Origin of the sequence: Exiguobacterium sp. s21 (genome assembly GCF_018617975.1) — a bacterium.
In the GTDB taxonomy this organism is placed as follows: domain Bacteria; phylum Bacillota; class Bacilli; order Exiguobacteriales; family Exiguobacteriaceae; genus Exiguobacterium; species Exiguobacterium mexicanum_A.
The window spans coordinates 200,829-218,230 of record NZ_JACSLF010000003.1; the positions used below are offsets into that span (position 1 = coordinate 200,829).

Annotated in this window: 20 protein-coding genes and 1 riboswitch; of the genes, 3 read left to right on the forward strand and 17 right to left on the reverse strand. The window is 53.0% G+C overall.

Features of this window, described 5'->3' with window-relative positions:
• Positions 1-3 precede the first annotated feature (3 nt).
• The 10 genes from thiE to KNP06_RS05665 form a co-directional block, all read right to left on the reverse strand.
• On the reverse strand, positions 4-642 hold the full coding sequence (gene thiE, locus KNP06_RS05620) for a thiamine phosphate synthase (RefSeq protein ID WP_214711226.1): 639 nt from the start codon (positions 640-642) through the stop codon (positions 4-6).
• Positions 614-1,450, reverse strand: coding sequence for a bifunctional hydroxymethylpyrimidine kinase/phosphomethylpyrimidine kinase (thiD, locus tag KNP06_RS05625; protein ID WP_214788099.1), 837 nt, complete (start codon positions 1,448-1,450; stop codon positions 614-616). Before thiD ends, thiE begins: the two co-directional genes overlap by 29 nt.
• Positions 1,450-2,238, reverse strand: coding sequence for a hydroxyethylthiazole kinase (thiM, locus tag KNP06_RS05630; protein WP_214753465.1), 789 nt, complete (start codon positions 2,236-2,238; stop codon positions 1,450-1,452). Before thiM ends, thiD begins: the two co-directional genes overlap by 1 nt.
• Positions 2,235-2,909, reverse strand: a complete 675-nt coding sequence (gene tenA, locus KNP06_RS05635) for a thiaminase II (RefSeq protein WP_138858633.1) — start codon at positions 2,907-2,909, stop codon at positions 2,235-2,237. The genes thiM and tenA overlap by 4 nt, the downstream gene beginning before the upstream one ends.
• Positions 2,910-2,991: 82 nt before the next feature.
• Positions 2,992-3,096, reverse strand: a riboswitch (TPP riboswitch).
• Between the two features lie 61 nt (positions 3,097-3,157).
• Positions 3,158-4,606, reverse strand: coding sequence for an exopolysaccharide Pel transporter PelG (gene pelG, locus KNP06_RS05640; RefSeq protein ID WP_214788102.1), 1,449 nt, complete (start codon positions 4,604-4,606; stop codon positions 3,158-3,160).
• A complete protein-coding gene (gene pelF, locus KNP06_RS05645) occupies positions 4,587-6,005 on the reverse strand; it encodes a GT4 family glycosyltransferase PelF (RefSeq protein WP_214764465.1) in 1,419 nt (472 codons plus the stop codon). Before pelF ends, pelG begins: the two co-directional genes overlap by 20 nt.
• Positions 6,002-7,849, reverse strand: a complete 1,848-nt coding sequence (locus tag KNP06_RS05650) for a DUF2194 domain-containing protein (protein WP_214788105.1) — start codon at positions 7,847-7,849, stop codon at positions 6,002-6,004. The genes pelF and KNP06_RS05650 overlap by 4 nt, the downstream gene beginning before the upstream one ends.
• Positions 7,831-8,769 carry a tetratricopeptide repeat protein gene (locus tag KNP06_RS05655; RefSeq protein WP_214755981.1) on the reverse strand — a complete coding sequence of 313 codons (939 nt, stop codon included), beginning with the start codon at positions 8,767-8,769 and terminating at the stop codon, positions 7,831-7,833. Before KNP06_RS05655 ends, KNP06_RS05650 begins: the two co-directional genes overlap by 19 nt.
• A gap of 4 nt (positions 8,770-8,773) precedes the next feature.
• On the reverse strand, positions 8,774-9,943 hold the full coding sequence (locus KNP06_RS05660) for a GAF domain-containing protein (RefSeq protein WP_034779626.1): 1,170 nt from the start codon (positions 9,941-9,943) through the stop codon (positions 8,774-8,776).
• Positions 9,944-10,102: 159 nt separating this feature from the next.
• Positions 10,103-10,930: a glycoside hydrolase family 191 protein gene (locus KNP06_RS05665; protein ID WP_308162277.1), complete on the reverse strand. Its 828-nt coding sequence runs from the start codon at positions 10,928-10,930 to the stop codon at positions 10,103-10,105.
• Positions 10,931-11,034: 104 nt separating this feature from the next.
• On the opposite strand from KNP06_RS05665, the gene KNP06_RS05670 reads away from it, so the two are divergent.
• Complete coding sequence (locus tag KNP06_RS05670; RefSeq protein ID WP_233004872.1) at positions 11,035-11,436, forward strand: ion channel; 402 nt, start codon at positions 11,035-11,037, stop codon at positions 11,434-11,436.
• A gap of 13 nt (positions 11,437-11,449) precedes the next feature.
• Here KNP06_RS05670 and KNP06_RS05675 read toward each other — a convergent pair whose 3' ends face one another.
• From KNP06_RS05675 to KNP06_RS05685, 3 genes are read right to left on the reverse strand one after another with little or no spacing between them, the layout of a single operon-like run.
• A complete protein-coding gene (locus KNP06_RS05675) occupies positions 11,450-11,602 on the reverse strand; it encodes a hypothetical protein (RefSeq protein ID WP_034779628.1) in 153 nt (50 codons plus the stop codon).
• Positions 11,603-11,650: 48 nt separating this feature from the next.
• Positions 11,651-12,490 carry an aminoglycoside 6-adenylyltransferase gene (locus tag KNP06_RS05680; RefSeq protein WP_214788108.1) on the reverse strand — a complete coding sequence of 280 codons (840 nt, stop codon included), beginning with the start codon at positions 12,488-12,490 and terminating at the stop codon, positions 11,651-11,653.
• Complete coding sequence (locus tag KNP06_RS05685; RefSeq protein WP_214788111.1) at positions 12,487-13,089, reverse strand: pentapeptide repeat-containing protein; 603 nt, start codon at positions 13,087-13,089, stop codon at positions 12,487-12,489. Before KNP06_RS05685 ends, KNP06_RS05680 begins: the two co-directional genes overlap by 4 nt.
• A gap of 53 nt (positions 13,090-13,142) precedes the next feature.
• On the opposite strand from KNP06_RS05685, the gene KNP06_RS05690 reads away from it, so the two are divergent.
• The gene (locus KNP06_RS05690; RefSeq protein WP_021065918.1) at positions 13,143-13,589 is read left to right on the forward strand and encodes an NUDIX hydrolase; all 447 of its coding nucleotides are present in this window, start codon (positions 13,143-13,145) and stop codon (positions 13,587-13,589) included.
• Here the strand turns inward: KNP06_RS05690 and KNP06_RS05695 are convergent.
• The gene (locus KNP06_RS05695; protein ID WP_214718978.1) at positions 13,563-14,270 is read right to left on the reverse strand and encodes a YjjG family noncanonical pyrimidine nucleotidase; all 708 of its coding nucleotides are present in this window, start codon (positions 14,268-14,270) and stop codon (positions 13,563-13,565) included. The genes KNP06_RS05690 and KNP06_RS05695 overlap by 27 nt on opposite strands.
• Before the next feature lie 72 nt (positions 14,271-14,342).
• Between KNP06_RS05695 and KNP06_RS05700 the strand changes: the two genes are divergently transcribed.
• The gene (locus KNP06_RS05700) at positions 14,343-15,185 is read left to right on the forward strand and encodes a GNAT family N-acetyltransferase (RefSeq protein ID WP_214788113.1); all 843 of its coding nucleotides are present in this window, start codon (positions 14,343-14,345) and stop codon (positions 15,183-15,185) included.
• 11 nt (positions 15,186-15,196) lie between these two features.
• Here KNP06_RS05700 and KNP06_RS05705 read toward each other — a convergent pair whose 3' ends face one another.
• The 3 genes from KNP06_RS05705 to KNP06_RS05715 form a co-directional block, all read right to left on the reverse strand.
• Positions 15,197-16,144, reverse strand: coding sequence for an alpha/beta hydrolase (locus tag KNP06_RS05705; protein ID WP_214788115.1), 948 nt, complete (start codon positions 16,142-16,144; stop codon positions 15,197-15,199).
• Between the two features lie 172 nt (positions 16,145-16,316).
• The gene (locus KNP06_RS05710; RefSeq protein ID WP_214788117.1) at positions 16,317-17,072 is read right to left on the reverse strand and encodes an HAAS domain-containing protein; all 756 of its coding nucleotides are present in this window, start codon (positions 17,070-17,072) and stop codon (positions 16,317-16,319) included.
• Positions 17,047-17,400 (reverse strand): PadR family transcriptional regulator, encoded by a 354-nt coding sequence (locus tag KNP06_RS05715; RefSeq protein WP_214788119.1) that lies wholly within the window; start codon positions 17,398-17,400, stop codon positions 17,047-17,049. Before KNP06_RS05715 ends, KNP06_RS05710 begins: the two co-directional genes overlap by 26 nt.
• Between the last annotated feature and the right edge of the window lie 2 nt (positions 17,401-17,402).

Below are 17,402 nucleotides of genomic sequence, written 5' to 3' on the forward strand. Positions count from 1 at the left end.
AATTCAGAGACAAGCGAAACGCCGTGTGGCCATGGCCACATCCGGTGCAGAAGCGATGGCTGAGATGACGGCGACGCCGTCCGCCCCGTCTTGCCGAATCATCGGGACATGTTCCGGTAAAATGCCACCAATCCCCACGATTGGCAGCTCTCGATACATGGCTCGAACTTGGCGAATGAGCACCGTCCCATTGACTGCCCCGGCGTCTGCTTTCGAGTTCGTCGGGTAGACCGGACCGATGCCGACGTAATCCGCATAGTCGATCGCCGCAGCCGCTTCTTCGAGCGTATGGACGGAGACACCGAGCCATTTGCCCGGACCGATTCGTTCGCGAACGCGTGCGGCATCGGCGTCGTCTTGCCCGATATGCACGCCATCCGCATTGATGCGCTCTGCCAAGTCGACGTCGTCATTGATGATGAACGCGACGTCATACGAACGACAAAGTGTTTGCAACGCTCTCGCCATCGCTTCTTTTTTATCCCCATACAGTGCCTCTTTACCTTTTTCGCGAAATTGGAAACATGTCACGCCACATCGGAGCGCCGTTTCGACCGTCTGGAGTATGTCTTTCGTGTTCGGTGTCCCGCATACGAAGTAAAGCCGTAACTGTTCAGCGAGTGCCCGCCTTGATGGATTCAATCGTCACGCCCTCCTCTCCATACGCCACATATGCCCAATGGTTCGTCGGTCCGTGTCCGGCGCCGATCTCGAGGCCATGGGTGATGGCGCTTTGAATGAACCGCTTCGCCGTCACCGCCGCCTCCATGATGGAACGACCTTTGGCAAGTTCCGCTGTAAGCGCCGCCGAAAATGTACAACCTGTTCCGTGTGTATCGCTCGTCTGGATGCGCGGGGCCGAGAGGAGGAACACTTCCGACTCCGTCATGATCAAGTCTTCGGCAGTTTCACCTTCGAGATGGCCGCCTTTTAAAATAACCGCGCGCACACCGTACGCTAACATCCGCCGAGCCGCCTCGAGACGATCATTAAACGATCGAATCGTCAAACCGGTCAGCACTTCCGCTTCCGGCACGTTCGGCGTGACGACTGTCGCGAGTGGCAACAAGGAGGTCTTGAGCGCATCGATCGCCGTGTCCTGTAAAAGCGGGGCCCCTCCTTTCGCAATCATGACCGGGTCGACGACGAGTCGGTTGAAGACATGACGTTTCACCCCGGTAGCGACCGCCTCGATGCGCGCCGCATCAAATAACATCCCGGTCTTACATGCTGCGATCGAAAAGTCCGAACCGATTGCATCGAGTTGTTGCGTGATGAGTTTCGGCGACACTGCTTCGACCCCATGCACCCCACGAGTGTTTTGAGCGGTGACGGCCGTCAGAACGCTCGTCCCGAACACGCCGAGCTCTTGAAACGTCTTCAAATCAGCTTGGATTCCCGCTCCCCCGCCAGAGTCCGAACCGGCAATCGTCAATACTTGCGGCCGCATCATGACACCACCTCAATACGGTCGCTCGGCAACTCGACGGCCGTCATCTTGCCGAGTTCATTCAAGAAATGAACGGGGAAGTCGCCCGGTCCGTCCGCCAAAGCGGTAGCCAGTTCGCCGCACCGGGCATATCCGGCGAGCGCTGTCGCCGTGGCCGTCAACGCGTCGGATTCGACCGCAAGGAACGCACCGACGACCGCACTGAGTAAACAACCGGTCCCTGTCGTCCGGGCCATCGCTGCGGTGCCGCCTTTGATTTCAATCGTCGCGTCCCCGTCGCTGACGACATCCGTCTCTCCGGTCACGGCAACGACACAGTTGTAGCGTCGTGCCGCCGCGCGCGCGATGTGATTCAAATCAACCCGCGTTTCCCCAGCGTCCACGCCGCGCGCCGCCGCGTCGAGACCAATCAATGTCGCGATTTCTCCGGCATTGCCTCGGATGACCGTCACGCGGACGTGTTGCAAAATGGATGTAGCGACGTCACGTCGAAACGCGGTCGCCCCGACACCGACCGGATCGAAGACGACCGGCCGGCTCGATTCATTCGCCGCCTGTCCGGCTCGAATCATCGTACGTTCCGTCGTCGCATCGAGTGTGCCGATATTGAGTACGAGCGCATCGCTCGCAGACGCCATGTCCGCGACTTCTTCGACGGCTGACGCCATCACCGGCGCAGCGCCGATGGCGAGCAACCCGTTCGCCGAAAAGTTAGCGACGACGATATTCGTAATGTTATGGATGAGTGGCCGTTCGGCTCTGACTTTGTCCCATAAGTCGCGCTTCATCGTGTCACCCCCGCCGGTAAATCCCACGATTCGAGCGTCCACGCCATTTCCCAAAACGCATGTTCATAATAACAACTCTTCAAGAACAGCTGTTGATACCGGACCCGTTCTTCCGCTGTCGCTTGTCCGGCGAGCACGTCGAGCCGTTCAAGCTGTTCCTCGACGAGATCGCGGAACCATTCCGAACCGTACGTCGCAATCCACGTCGCATAGATCGGATGATCGGGTGTGGCATCTTTCATTCGTTCCCCAATCTCATAATAGACCCAGTAGCACGGCAAAATCGACGCGAGCACGTCGCCGAGCGTCGGACCGGCCTGTTGCATATGGAGCGCATAGGCGTAAGCCGTTGGAGCGGGCTCAAACGTTGCCCACTCTGCCTCCGTCACGTCGAGCAAGGTGAAAAACTCACGGTGCAACGCATGCTCCGCTTCAATCGTATGAAGCGCATGCGTCAAAAAGCGGCTCGCTACTTCCATGTTCGGGGCGAGGGTCGCGCCTTTCGCCTGCACTTTGGAGAACTGGTTCAAATAATATGAGTCTTGCATGACGTAATGCCGAAATTTCGCCTCGTCGAGTTCACCCGTTCCGAGCTCGCGGACGAACGGATGGTCAAAGCTGGCTTGAAACAAGGCATCGGCCTCTTGTCGAAGATGTGCGGTGAATGTCATTCTTGTCTCCTCCTTTGTGATAAAAAAAGACGCCGCCTCCCATAACGGAAGCGGCGTCGGATTTACACAAAGTGTACGAGAACAATCGGTTCGCCCACTTCCCTACGCTAGCGTGAACTAGATCAGGTTCAAAGGGTCTGGACCTCGTCCATCTCAGCCGCGTCACGCGACTCCCCTAGTGGTAAACATTATGAAATTCGGTCGTCTACGACCACATCATATCAGTCTTTATCTTTGTTGAAAACCCTTTATCGCGAGAAGTGACGGTTCAACAACGTCCCCATTTGGGAGAACCGTTCGGTACCGAGCTTGCGTCGATTCGAGGCCGCGAACACGTAATAATCGACTTTGCCCATGTAATAGATCAAACGCAGGCCGGCCAAGAAGAACGTGATTGTCGTGCTGACGGCAAAGCCGACGCCGTACCAATCGATGCCGCGCGGCAAGAGCAAGAGCGTGAACAACGCATTCAACGTGAAGAACGAGATGTTGACGAATAATGCCCCGCGTCGATCCTCGAAATAGAGCAACAACAACGTCAAGATGAGAATCATCGCGTTCGCGAACGCCGCGAGCGTCGTCATCCGAAAGATTTGACCGATCTCATCCGGGACGCCGATCCAACTGACGAACACGCCTGCTATGAGGATGGCGAACAACGTCACGACGCCTTGGCTCCGCGCGAGTCGAATCAACTCATTTTTCAGCACCGACGTCATCGTCTGTTTCGCTTTCTCGATTTGATGGAGCGCCCCGCCGTAGTTAATCAATCCATAAAACGTGCGATAGCGCTCATAAAACCGAGTCTCGACGGCGACGACGAACAGGAGTTGCGTCGGGATGATCGTCAAGTACGACCAAAAGATGGCCGTGTCATAATACGGGTTGAACAAGAACGAGTCCGCGATGATGACGCGTCCTTCACCGAACCAGATGATGAAATTCGTGACCCAAATCCCGAGCACGTACAACACGCCGATGGCGAACAAGTCTGGATAGCGGTCGAAGTACTTGAAGTACGAGAACTCTTTCACCGCGTAACGGAGCGGGAACGTCCGGAGCATCGCGAAGAACAACCCGAACAACGTCACAATCATCCCGACCGTGAAACCGAGCAACAGCTCGAGACTCGACGGATTGACCATGAGACGGCTAATCGCATAGACGCTCCCGACCGAGATGAGTCCGCCGAGCAAGAAGCTATAGGCCACCGCTTGATAATACTTGGCGGCACTCAAGAACAAGAACATGACCCAGATGACATTGATCGTCATGAATAAAACGAACAACGTCAGTTTGTACAGAAAATCGAGCGGCGACAATAGCCAAAAGATACTATACAGAATCGTCGCGGCGAGGATCGTCACTTTGAGCATCCCGGTGAAGACCGGGAAAATCTCATGCGCTTTCTTCTCGTAAAACAAGTCCGCCACATATCGGGTGACGACGAGCTGTTGGAAGCTGAACAAGATTTGCGAGAAGATGAACGCGTACGAGACCGAGATCATGAAAAGCGTCCGTTCGGCGAGCGATAACGTCGGCATTTGGAACGCCAACAATTGAATCGTCCCGACGACCAAGATGACGATCAACCACGGTCCGGATGTGACGAGGCCCGAGAACGTGTACGCCTTCAACCTGGACGAATAGTAGTCTTCTTGGAACAACTTCTGCAGCTTAAACCCGATGCCCGCCATACTGTTCCCTCCTCGTTTCATAGATGGCTTTGTAGCGGTCCACGACTTGTTGGAGACGATAGTATTGGCGGACCCGCTCCCGCCCGTTCTTACCGAAACGCATCCGCTCCTGCGGATAATCCATCATCCACTCGACCTTGTCCGCGACCGCTTCCGGATGAACCGGGGGCACGATAAACCCGGCTGGACCGAACGGGTCGTCTTCTCGTCCATACAGGAGCTCGGAACAAGCCCCGACATCGGTCGCGACCCACGGGATGCCGGCTGCCATGCCTTCAAGAATCGCGAGCGGTTGACCTTCCGAGATACTCGTCAACAGAAGTAAATCAAACTTCGGCAAATAGGCTTGGACATCAACCTTTCCAGCGAGCTCGACATAATCGGTCAGCCCGCTCTGTTCGATGAGCAACCGGCACTCTTCCGCATATTCCTCATCCTCATCGAGCGGTCCCATGATCGTCAGCTTGAACAGACGATGCCGCTCCTGCAAAATCTTGGCGGCGTAAATCATCGTCTTCAAATCTTTGATTGGCACCAAGCGGACGATGGCCCCGATTTGAAAGAGATCGTGCTCCGGACGGTCGACCGTCGCCTGGATTTGTCGATCGGCGATGCCGTTGGCGATGATTTTCGTCTTCTCGCTCGGGGCGCCAATCCACTCCTGATATTCGCGGTTCCGCTCGAACAAGGTGATGATCTCATCGGCCGCGTTATAGGCCTCACGCGACAAATGGTGAAAGAAACGGACCCACCTCGGCTTATACGGCGCTGGAATCCAATACGACTGTAGAATCTCCTCTTCGCGTTCCCGCGAGTAGATGCCGTGCTCCGTCAAGATGAACGGAATCCCTTGCGTCTCTTTCATGTAGGACGCGACCACACCGGCATAACCCGTTGACACGGAATGAACGAGGTCGACTTTCGGGAGCGGTTGATGGAGCACCCGTAAAATCGGAGTGTACATACTCTGCCACATCCAGAAATAGTCGATGAACGAACCTCCGTTCATTTCCTCGGCGTAGGCCGCCTTGACATTTTTCCAAAAGAACTCGCTTGCGAAAAACGCCTGACTTGAAGGCACTTCTTTCCCAAGCAAACGAAGCGCTTGCCGGTTCGGACTTTTCAACATGAGCCAGTCCGATACGTTCTGTTCGTCCTCAGCGCCCCACTTTAATCGCCCTTTCGCCCGCTCACCCAAGTCGCTCAAATACAAGTGGGTGATCCCTGAAACGTTCGGTGGGAACACATATTTCATCTCTTCCGGACGCTTCTCTGTCGGTTGAATCGAAATGATTTCAAACGACACTTCGGGCATCGCCTCAATCAACGTCTGCGTCCAACTTGAGACGCCTCCGCTCACGTATGGATAACTGCCCTCTAATACGAGTCCGATTCTCATTGCGCTTCCCCCTTGATGGCGATTTCAGCGTTCGCCGATGTCAGTTCGACGAGGTAGAGCGGACGGTCGGCTTCCCATTGTTCGACCGTCCCAAAGTCAAACTCTCCCGTCTCAAGTGATTGGCCTGGTTTGAGGCGAATCGTGAAATGAGAGGGGTTGACGAGACCTTCCCCGGCCAAATAGACGGTCGACTCATCAAACGTGACGTTCAAATCAGCTTGTTGGTATGTGATCATCTTTTCGGTCGCATAGTGTTGCGTATATGCCTCGAGGTGCGGATATCGATCCTTCACGTCGTGGACGATTTTGCGAAGACTCGCGAACATCGTATCCCAATCCCGACCGAAGGCCCGGTCGGGGTCGATGACATCATCCGGGTGAATGAAGTGGGAAAACACACCGAAGTTGGCGATTCCATCGACCATTTGGAAAATCGATCCGCGCTCTTCCCCGTAATCGCTTGTCACACGCGGGAAATGGTACAAGTTCGGATGCGTCGCATCAAATTCGAACTCTTGAACGAAGTCCCCGCTCTCCGGCTCCCCGGTGTAGAGCGAAGCAATCGTGCGCAGTTCTGGCAACGCTTCGGCGATCGCATCGACCCCAGTGCGGTTGAGCGCGTTCGACGGCGGGACATATGACTTGAGCGTTTCAGCCGGGAAATAATTCTCAAACACGGACTCGGCTTGAAGCAATGACCGTTTCATCTCGTCTTTATCTTGCCAGGGGATGTACCCGTACGTCGGGTCAATCGGTTCATCGGCCGTGACGAGCGACTGGTGGTTATAGCCATGGAGTCCGATTTCCCCACCGTGGGCGATCAATTTGCGACCGAAGTAGAGCATTGGGAACTCACCCCGTTTGATCAACTGTTCGTCGACGAGCTCCATCTCCTCTTCATACGTCCCAATCATGGCACCCGTGTAAATCAAATCGTCGTCTTTCGCCAAATCGACCATATCTTCCCACCAATCCTCGGCGAAGAAATCTTTGACCGATTTATCGAGCGGGGTCGCGGACACGTCTTTCATTTTCCCGTCCATGACCGGTGCCGGGAAATCATCGATGTACATGAGCTTGATCGCTGCTTGTGCCGTGACGAACGCCGGCGGCATCGTGCCGAGCGTCTGCACGAACAGACCGCGGATCATCTTTTGGTTGGTGATTGTCGTATTCCAATAAAGGACGTTCCCTTCGCCGACGCCGTATTCCCAAAGAATCGGGAATCCTTCGGCCGACAACATGACGTTGGCCTCGTCTGCAATCGCAAAATCGACGACACTATGGACAAATAAGTCGTCCGGTGGGTTCAAGTCAACATACCCAGGGAAAATCGTCTCTTCAAAATTTAGACCATACACGTCCGGTACGTACTCACCGATTTCTTCGATGCCGGTCAACGCGTTCCATGCCGGATCTTTAAACCGATTCGCAAAGACGAGGTTCCCGCCTTGTTCGACATAACGTTTCATTTCCACGAACGGCCATCTTGTCGTATCTTCACCCGTGAAAATGATGATGGTGTATGGAGATGGCGCAATCGATCCGACGGCGCCTGGGTTCACTTCGCGAACATCAAGTTTCGCATACTGCAGACCGTACAGCAGGTTGTTTGCCGTTTCGACCGCCAAATCACCTTCATCCCGGACGAGATAAACTTGTAGCTGATGCTCACCCGCTTTTGCCGAGGCATCACTCTTCAACTGGTCGATGTTCATCTGTTGCTCGGCGACGTTTGGCAACAACGTGTGTAGCGAGTGGATCCGTAAGTATTGAATCGCACCGACGACGACTAAAAATAAGACGATGAAGAGCGAGAAGGAGATTACAGTTCGTTTTTCCATGATGTCGTGTCACTCCATTCTTCAAACAACAGTCGGTACTCATACGGTACGTCCTCCAGTGAGAATTGGGTCTGCATCATAAACATGACCGCCTTCACTTCGTTCCAACGTTCGCGCTCATAATAGTAATTGATCAGCATCAGATGAGCCTCGATGCGTTCCGGGAAATGATGGACGTACTCTTTTAAAATGTTCAATTGCTCTTTGGGGCGCTCTAACGTGAGATAAATCTCGTTCAAGTCTTCGTAAATCCAGGGCGAAGGCGGATAGAGCGTCTTCGCTTTCAATAATTCCTCCAGCCATGCACCTCGCTTGTCCTTCAACATGACCTCGGTGATGAGCTCACTATGGATCATGCGTTTATAAATCGTCGCAAGCCGTCGAATCGTGTCTGGGTTACCTAAGTCGTATTCGCGTTTGGCGTGTTTCAATTCTTGTTCATATTGATCGATCAAGATGTTCATTGTCGCCGCGGCGTAGTGGACAGTCTCGCTGTCCGTGCTCTCAAGTCCCATCTGCAAATACTTGCCTTGCTGGTCAATCGACTGGTTGACGTGCGTCAAAATCGAGTGTTTGCGGATAGCCGGATCTTTCGAGTTGATGGCGTCGGTGAGCGGTAACAGATGACTGCTGCTGCTCGCTTCATGACGAATTTGTTCATAGTTGACGACCTTGAAGTCGATATAGTCGTCATAGTCTTCAATCAGACCGCTCCGACCGAACCGTTCAGCAAGCCGATACACCGCATAGACGGCAAGTTCGGCCAGAAACGGTAAGAACAGACCGAAGCTGAGCGCCGCCACCGCGACGCCATAATCCGGCGCTTTCATTCTTCGTTTCAACACGATCAATAATCCGAAGGCGAGCAGTGCATGAACGACATAAATCCCGATCAATACGAGACGAATGGTAGACTCCATCCCGTCACACTCCCTTCTGGATCAAAATCCCTTCGATCCGGTCATAGATCCGTTGACGGTGTTCTTCACTCGTTCCTGGGAGTAAGAGCAACAGCTTGTTCTCATCCGGGTCATACCCGACGACATCGATCTCCCGTAAATACGAATGGACGATGGCCTCGATACTCTCGAGTGAGACAGGCTCATACCCGAGCGGATATTCGAGGACGATATACGGCTGTCCATGGTGAATCTTCTTTTGTTCTTGGATGGCGACGAGTTCTGTGAACGCTGTTTTCTTATAAAACGAGGTGCCTTTATGCATCTTCTCGTGCTGCTCTTTACGAATCAGGTTCTCGGCATTTTGAATGCGTGTGCCAATCCACGAGAAGAGGATGTTGAGAACGTGCAAGTCATCGGTCGTCAATTTCCGAAGCGGCAACCGTTTGATGACGACGACTTCTCGGGTCGTCCCGTCCACGATGATCGGTGCGAGCAACATCGGGTCCGTGTCCTCGTCGTCGAGTTGACGGAGCGTCGTCTCTTGCACTTGGAAGAACCGTTTGAACATACTCGACGCCTCATCGAGAAAAATCGTTTGTGGAAACTCTTTCTTGTCCGTTTGGCGAATCAAGAGGCGCATCGACTTCTGGGAACGGTCGACGTGGTAGATGGCGACGTCACTCGCGAGGAACGTTTTTTTCAATAGGCGAATCGTCTCGCTCCGAATCAATTCTGGATGCGGCAAATCAAGCGATACGGCCAGTTCATACAATTGGTTCAAGCTGTACTCGGATTGAAGTAGTTTTTGACGAAGTGTGGTTTGCGAAGTGTTGAGTAAATCGACGGTCTCTTTCAAATACGTGTTTTCATCTTTCAGTTCTTCGTTGCGGAACTGGCTGATTTCGTAACGCTCTCGAAATGAGGTGCTGAACAACCCGACGATGACAGTGATGGCGAAGTAGTAAAACAGTGTAAGAAGTGAGTTTGTATCGTAGAACAACAGGAAGATGTCTCCTCCCATTAAGCCGGTGTATAACACTTTATAGAGGAGCAAAATGCCGAAACTGATTAAGCCGAAAATCGTTCCATACCTGAGCGCGAACAGGATGGCGGCCACATAAAACAAGTTCAGTTCATTTTGAATCGTGCCTAGGCTGAAGAATAAATCGATTCCGATCAATAGTGCGAACACGACAAGAATCTCGACCCATTTGAGCCATGGACGGTCTTGAGCGTACAGAATGATAATCCCCTCCTCATGGATAACATCTCTTCAGTTTTAATGCGGGATGATCCCCTGCCCTCGGACAGGTATACATAGTCCCTTATCTTCCTTTCCCCTAATTACCCCCTAAAAATCCCACGTATTGTAATAAGTTGGTTCGTGATAATGGATGAATCCGTTCGCCTCGGCCATGTCCCGACTTGTCGCCTCTTCTTGGTCCGAGACGGTGAGGACGGCGATTCCATATTCGTCTTGAATCGCGTTCATTCGATCGAGCATCTCCATCGACCAAGAGTCAGACGTGATTTCCGTGTAGTTAAAGCCTTCCCACATGAAGCCTTCCACATAAGGCGCACTCGTTCGTTCGAGCGTCTCGATGCCCCAGTTTTGGACGACGGGGACGCCCGGGTATGCCTTTTCAATCGCTTGTAAAAAGGCCTCGAGCCCAGCCAACTGTTCTTCTAAGTCGTCCGGATAGTCGAGGTGGACGTCATCGATATCCCCGACCGTGTCGAGGAAAATTCCGTCCAGATGTTTATTGATGACTTGTTTTTGAATTTCACGGATTAAAATTTTACGGAAGTCGGACGAGCTGATATCCGTCAAATACGAATCCCATTTCGGGAAATAGATGCGTTCCCCGTCCCGATAGAAGAAATCGTCTTTGTCCATTTGGCCGATGAGCGCACGATTCCACGTATCTGCTTCCATCACGTTAATATAGCCGAGCACTTTCGTCCCGTTCGACCGAATCGCTTCAATCTGTTCCGTTGTATACCAAATCGGTTCGATGATGACGAGGTCGTATCGGGCCATGTCTTCAATGATCGCCTCGGTCGGCATGTTATAAAAAATCTTATAGGAATGGATCTCATCAAAATCAAACGGCTCTTTCGTCGTACATCCTCCTAAACAGAAGATGAACAATAAGCCGCTCACTAGACATCGTCGCACTCGGACACCTCCTTGTTGAATGAATCCGTCTTGGTGTGAATCGGTCCGTTTGACGGTGAACGATCAGGGAAACAACATAATACAGACTATCACAGAAGGGAGAAATGGGCGTGAATACCATTTTATTGACGATTGCCCTATTATTCGTCGGCTTGAACGTGTTTACCTTTTTTCGACGCCAAACGTATAGACAGACCGGTTTCGACATGCGCTTGTTCAGCCACTTGTTCGTCAGCCTATTCGGCGTCATGATCGGGTTTGCCTTGATTTACTACGCGCTCTCACGCGATGGCGTCATATTGGTGACGTCACTCGAGACGATGAACGCGGTCGATCCGAACTGGCGCAATCTGCTTTACTTCAGCGGGGTCACGTTGCTGTCTATCGGATTCGGCGACCTGCTGCCAATCGGTCCGGCCCGGTTGTTCGCCTTGCTCGAAGCGGCCATCGGGATTTTGTTGCCGACAGCATTTTTTGTAAAATCGATATACAAAAAAGAAGACTGAAGAAAACAGTCTTCTAACGTCCAGTAATCAGCAAATACATGTTGAAGGCGACAAGTCCAAGCGGAAATAAGGCCACGACTAAAATCGGCCATTTTTTCGTCCGGATGCCGACAAATAAAAGTAAACTCCCCACTAGGAGCGCGATGAACGTCGTATACGGATTCAAGCGTCATTCCCCCTTCTATAGAGGGGCTTTTCCCGACTCAACCGAAAACTAATCGTTTGAACACCAAAGCGTCGAAAAGGCGTCACGAATTCGTCGGGCTTCCATCTCCGCAAACGGATATCCGGCTTGGTCGGCCACGCGGCGACTGACACGTTCAAATTGTTCCACCAACGTCGCATGGGCCGTTTCCACCGCTGTCACTTCGACCAAAGTGTATGTATCAAGATAAGCCTTCCATACTTCAGGGGCCAGATGCTTCTCAAGCCCATCCCCGGACTTTCCTCCGTTCGCCGTAAAGTTTGTCGCAAAGCCGACGTCCCATGCAAGCATCTGCCGGAGCATCGTTCGCATGATCGTCACATGGTCGAATGCGTATAACAGTTGACCCCGCTTGATACCTTTGACGACGTAAAGCGACACCCACCAAAACTCGTTCCAACACTGCTCATAGTCGAATCGGCTCGGTCGTTTGATGCGGTACGTGTCATCAGATGGGATCGTTTGACCGGCAATCTCGTCTTTATCAATGAGGACGAGACTGAGTGAGTCAGCGTGAATCGCTTCCTGCACGTCACGCATAGGACGGACGGTCAAATCGACGCGATGACCGGCTGCAAACTGGACGAGAAACGCGAAACGCTCATATTCGTCGCCTCCTGGCACCTCGTCCGGCGTCTGCATAATCAAGACGTCCCCGAGCGGCGCCATCCACGAGCGGTCCTCGATGAACGCGGTCACGTCTTCGACGAAACAAGTGACATCGACGTCTTGAAAACGGTCTGGTTTTACGTGCGGATTGACGAGCGACCCGTTCAAGACGAGGACGCGGACGTCTTCCCGCTCCGCGGCCGTGGCCGTCAAGTGCTCGAGCACTTGCTCATTGGTCATATGACGTTCGCCCCGAGCGAGCGGGCGACTTGGACGGCCTGCATGACGTCAAGCGTCGCTTGTTTCAGAATGACGTCCGAGAAATCGACCCCATCCATCTCCGCCCCTACAAAATCGGCCCCCGTGCAATCCGCGTGTTGCAACACGGCGCGGGACAAGACGGCGTTCGTCCAGCGTGATTCTTTCAAATCCGCACCGTATAAATCCGCCTCCGTCAACCGGACACCGGACCAATCCATCTTCCGGAGCGGGGCGTGACGCAGATTGACGAACGACCAATCTCCTTCACGCACGACGACCCCTTCAAACGTGCATGAATCGAACGACGAACCCGTCATCTTGCACTGATCGAACTCGCTCAAAAACAGATTCGCCCCGTTGAACTGACAATTCAGGAATGAGCTGCCGCTGTGGCGCGAGGCGTTCCACTTCGAATCGGTGAAGTCACAGTTGATGAAACGACACTGTTCGGTCTCGAACTCGGTCGCATCGATATAGGTGAAGCGACAGTTCTCGAACGTCGTCTGCGTGAGTTGGATGTCACGGAGCGTCTCGTCGCGGAAGTCCTCGCCTTTATAACTCTCATTTGATTGAAACATGACCTGCCTCCTTGGCGTATACTTGATGTAGCTTAAGGAATGGAGTGATGAAGATGGATATCGTATTTCCGACCGAGCACGGCACGTTCAATTATCGCGTCGCCGGCATCTGGGTCCAGGACGGTCATTTGCTCGTTCATCGGAACGTGAACGATGACTTTTGGGCGTTACCGGGCGGTCGTGTCGGCATCGGCGAAGAGGCCGAGCTTGCCTTGACGCGTGAACTGCAAGAAGAACTCGAAGCGACACTGACGGGAACGACGTTCGCTTTCGTCTCCGAAAATTTCTTCACGTATTTGGAGCGCACCGTCCATGAGATCGGCATGTACTTTTATGTATCGGGTGACCTCCCGCTCCGGCATGGAGACTTCCATGGACCGGAAGGAGATCACCTCATCTATCGTTGGCAGCCGCTCGACGCGCTCCGGGACTTGAAACTCTTCCCGGAGACACTCTATGCGTTGCCGCAATCACTACCGCCCCACTTTATCGATCGCTGAGCTTGATAGAATCGACTTCAATTCGTGCAAGTCTTGAATTTCATACGTCGTCTCGACCGACGCCGCAATCTCGTGCGGGTTGTACCAGCACGTGTCGAGCCCATACATGCGTCCGCCGGCGATATCTGCCGTCAGCGAGTCACCGACGATGAGTCCACGTTCCGGTGCCACGTTCGGCACGCGGTCGAACACGTAATCGAAGAACGGTGTCATCGGCTTTTGCGATCCGGTCGCATCCGAGACGAACACGTCCTTGAAATAAGGAAGCAGTCCCGACGCTTCGAGCCGCTTGAACTGCGTCTCCGTCACACCGTTCGTGACGATATAGAGCGGATACTGTTCACTGAGCGTTTGGACGAGCTCGAGTGCCCCATCGATGATGTGTACCCCGTTGTGCAAATGGTCGCGATAGCGCTGTTCGACTTCATGTGCATCGATCGTGATGCCGAGCGTATCGAACAGTTGCGTGTGTCGGCCCATTAAGACGTCTTCCCGTCCGACCTCGCCGCGCTCGAACGCGCGCCACAATCCGTTATTGATCGTCACGTACTGTTGTTTCAATTCATCTGTCATCCGAACGTTGTGTGCCGCGAGCAACTGCTCCAAGGCGACGTGCTCGCTCTGTTTAAAGTCGAGCAACGTATCGTCGACATCGAATAAAATCGCTTCATACCGTTTCATAATCTGCATTACCCCTCTCTGCCTCTAATGTACAGGAACGGACCGAGAAGTTCAAAACAAGGAGTGAGTCATATGGCTAAACGACCTATCAGCAATCTCGAGTATTCAGGGGAAGAATTCGCGTCATTTTTCTATTTGGCCGATGAGATGTTCGGCATCGATTTTGGTGAATGGTACATGGCCGGCGAATGGACCGACCGCTATCGTTGTTACTCATTGACGTTTTATCGGAATGTCATCTCGAACGTCGGGATGAGCCGGATGACGATCGTGGCTGACGGAACCGCTCGCGAGACGTATCAGATCGGGACGGTCATGACCGACGAGGATCGACAAGGACAAGGACTCGCCACCCGCATCTTCAAGCATGTGTTCAAGCAACATGACGCCGATGCCTTGCCTTATTTTTTGGCTTGTGACGAAGGGGTTGAACCGTTTTACGAGCAACAGGGGTTCTCCGTCCAACTTGAACCGGAGCTATTCGTTTCAGTATCGGGATCGGCTTCCCCACTCGAACGTGTCGATGTCGATGCCGAGCAGTGGCGTCGTTTCAAGCTGGAGTCGCTCCTGTTTTCGCCACGCCTCTATGCGACGGACGACATGCATATTTGGATGTTCCATTACTACCAAGGGATGAACGAGGACGTGTATCGTTTCGATGACGTCCATGTCATTTATATGATTGAGCGCTCGCGCTTAAACTTGTATGCCGTGCTGTCGCCGCGACCTGTCGATATGCGTGACGTCGTGGCTCGCCTCTCCTTTGAAGGCATCACCGAAATCGTCTTTAAATTCACGCCCAATCTGGACGGTGTGGAACAACGTCCGTCCCGCGACGGCCAATGGATGATTCGCATGAACGAAGGACAACTCTTCCCGGAAGGTTGTCGCTTCCCTTATTTATCGAAAGCATAAAAAAACTCGCCTCAGGGGCGAGTTTTTTGCGTATGGAAGGCATGTCCGAGCGCTTGCGCCGCTTCTTTGACGGCTCGTCGCGCTTCCGGAACGTATGCGTAGTAGTTGACGAAGCCGTGGATGAGTCCTCCGTAATTGTGATACGTCACCGGGACACCGAGGCTAATCAATTTGTTGGCGTATGCGCGTCCGAGGTCGCGCAGCGGGTCGTATTCGGCCGTCAACAACGTCGTCGGGGGAAGGTCCCCTAAGTGGTCCGAAAAAATCGGCGAGGCGTACGGATGCATCAATTCCGACTCATCACGGAAATATTGTTGCTGGAACCACCGGATGAGCCCTTCATCGAGCAAATAACCGTTCGCGTAATCAATCAATGACAACGGCAAGTTCTCCTCGGTCCCGGTAACCGGGTAAAACAGCAGCTGATGCATGACGAGGGGACGACCTCGTTCAATCGCCATCAAGGCGCTGACCGTGGCGAGCGTCCCGCCGGCACTGTCTCCGCCGACGGCGATGCGCTCGGCATCGATTTCAAGTTCCGAGGCGTGATCCGCAATCCAAACGAGCGCCTCATAGCTATCGTAGACGGCTGTCGGAAACTTATGCTCCGGAGCGAGTCGGTAGCCGACCGAGATGACGGTGCAGTCGGCCTCGTTCGCGATCGTCCGACATATCGCGTCATGGGTGTCGAGACTGCCCGTGACATATCCGCCACCATGAAAATAGACGAGTGCTGGCGCGATCGTTCGACCCGACCGATAGATGCGAATCGGGAGCGAACGGCCTGAGAGCGCGATCAGACGCTCTTCGACATCATGCACGTGCTCTTTATGTTGAAACCGGGTCATCATTGCGTCTTCTTGTCGTCTTAATTCGAACGGATCCAATTGGTCATATGTGGTCGAGAGCTGATTTTGAAACTGGTTTAAATAAAATTGAATCGTCGGATTGACTGGCAACGGGAATCCCTTCTTTCTCTTTTAGGCGTACAGTTGCCTATTCCCAGCCGCGTTACACTCTAAGCAGACGTGAGTGCTTTTTCGGACAACCTGTCTCATTGATCGTCGGCTGCGGCCATGAGATAGCCCAAAGGTAGGCTCAAGAAGAGAAATAATCCGAAGCGTGCCAACATCAAACTTGCCCCTTTTGGTTCTTTTTCCACCACACGAACAAGAAAATCCCCATCCCAACGAATAAAATCAGCATCGAGTAAATCAATTGTTGTTCGAGCGGCAAGCTTGTTTGGGCGAACGCGTATTGGGGCCCGAATAAAAGAATCGGGATGATCAGATTGATCCATGTTTTCGTCCAAACCGAGACGATGAGCAACGTGACGACGGCAAGGCCGAGTAACACGAGTTGACCGGTTGGGCCGAACACGATCGTTGGGGTCTCGACGAAGATGTCGAGCACCATCAGCCCGAGGAACAATGTCATCGGCATCGCGGCGAGCGCAATGTATATCATCCCGTTTTTGAATTTACTTTTTTTCGAGCGGACCGACATGTTGCGGAACGCTTGTGAAGCGGCGAGTAAGAACAGGACAGCGACGAGCGGGAATCCGATCAATTGAACTGTCGAGAACATCATCTCCCCTTGAATGAAATTAGCGATGATGATGTAGGCAAACACGTTCGGGATGATCATCGCGATGATTTTGAAAAACCCTTTCCCATCGAACGCCATCTCACGACCGAGATGCTGCATGTAGGCTTTCGGACTTTGGCCGATGACATCGTCCACGCTTTTCCCTGCCCGTTCCGCCTCCTCAAGGTGATCTTTCAACTCCTCGACGACGTCTTTCACTTCCCCTTCCGACTTACCGCTCGACATGAGATAGACCGCCAAGTCATCCAAAAAATCACGACTCTTTTTTGAAAGTTCCATCTTCATTCTCCTCTCCGAGTACGCGGTCGACACCGCTTGACACTTCCGCCCAACGTTGTTTGAAGGCGAGCAACTCTTGCTGTCCCGCCTCCGTCAAAATGTAATATTTTCGTTTCGGTCCCCCTGATGGCAACGACTTTTGGACCGTCTCGACCCACCCCTCTTTCTTCATCCGTAACAGGACCGGGTAAATACTGCCCTCGCTCACCATCGTGAAGCCATACGTCTGCAACTTCTCCGACATCTCATATCCGTACGTCTCTCCTTTATCGATGATGGCCAACAGGCAACCTTCGAGCAATCCTTTTAACATTTGACTCATCGCCATGG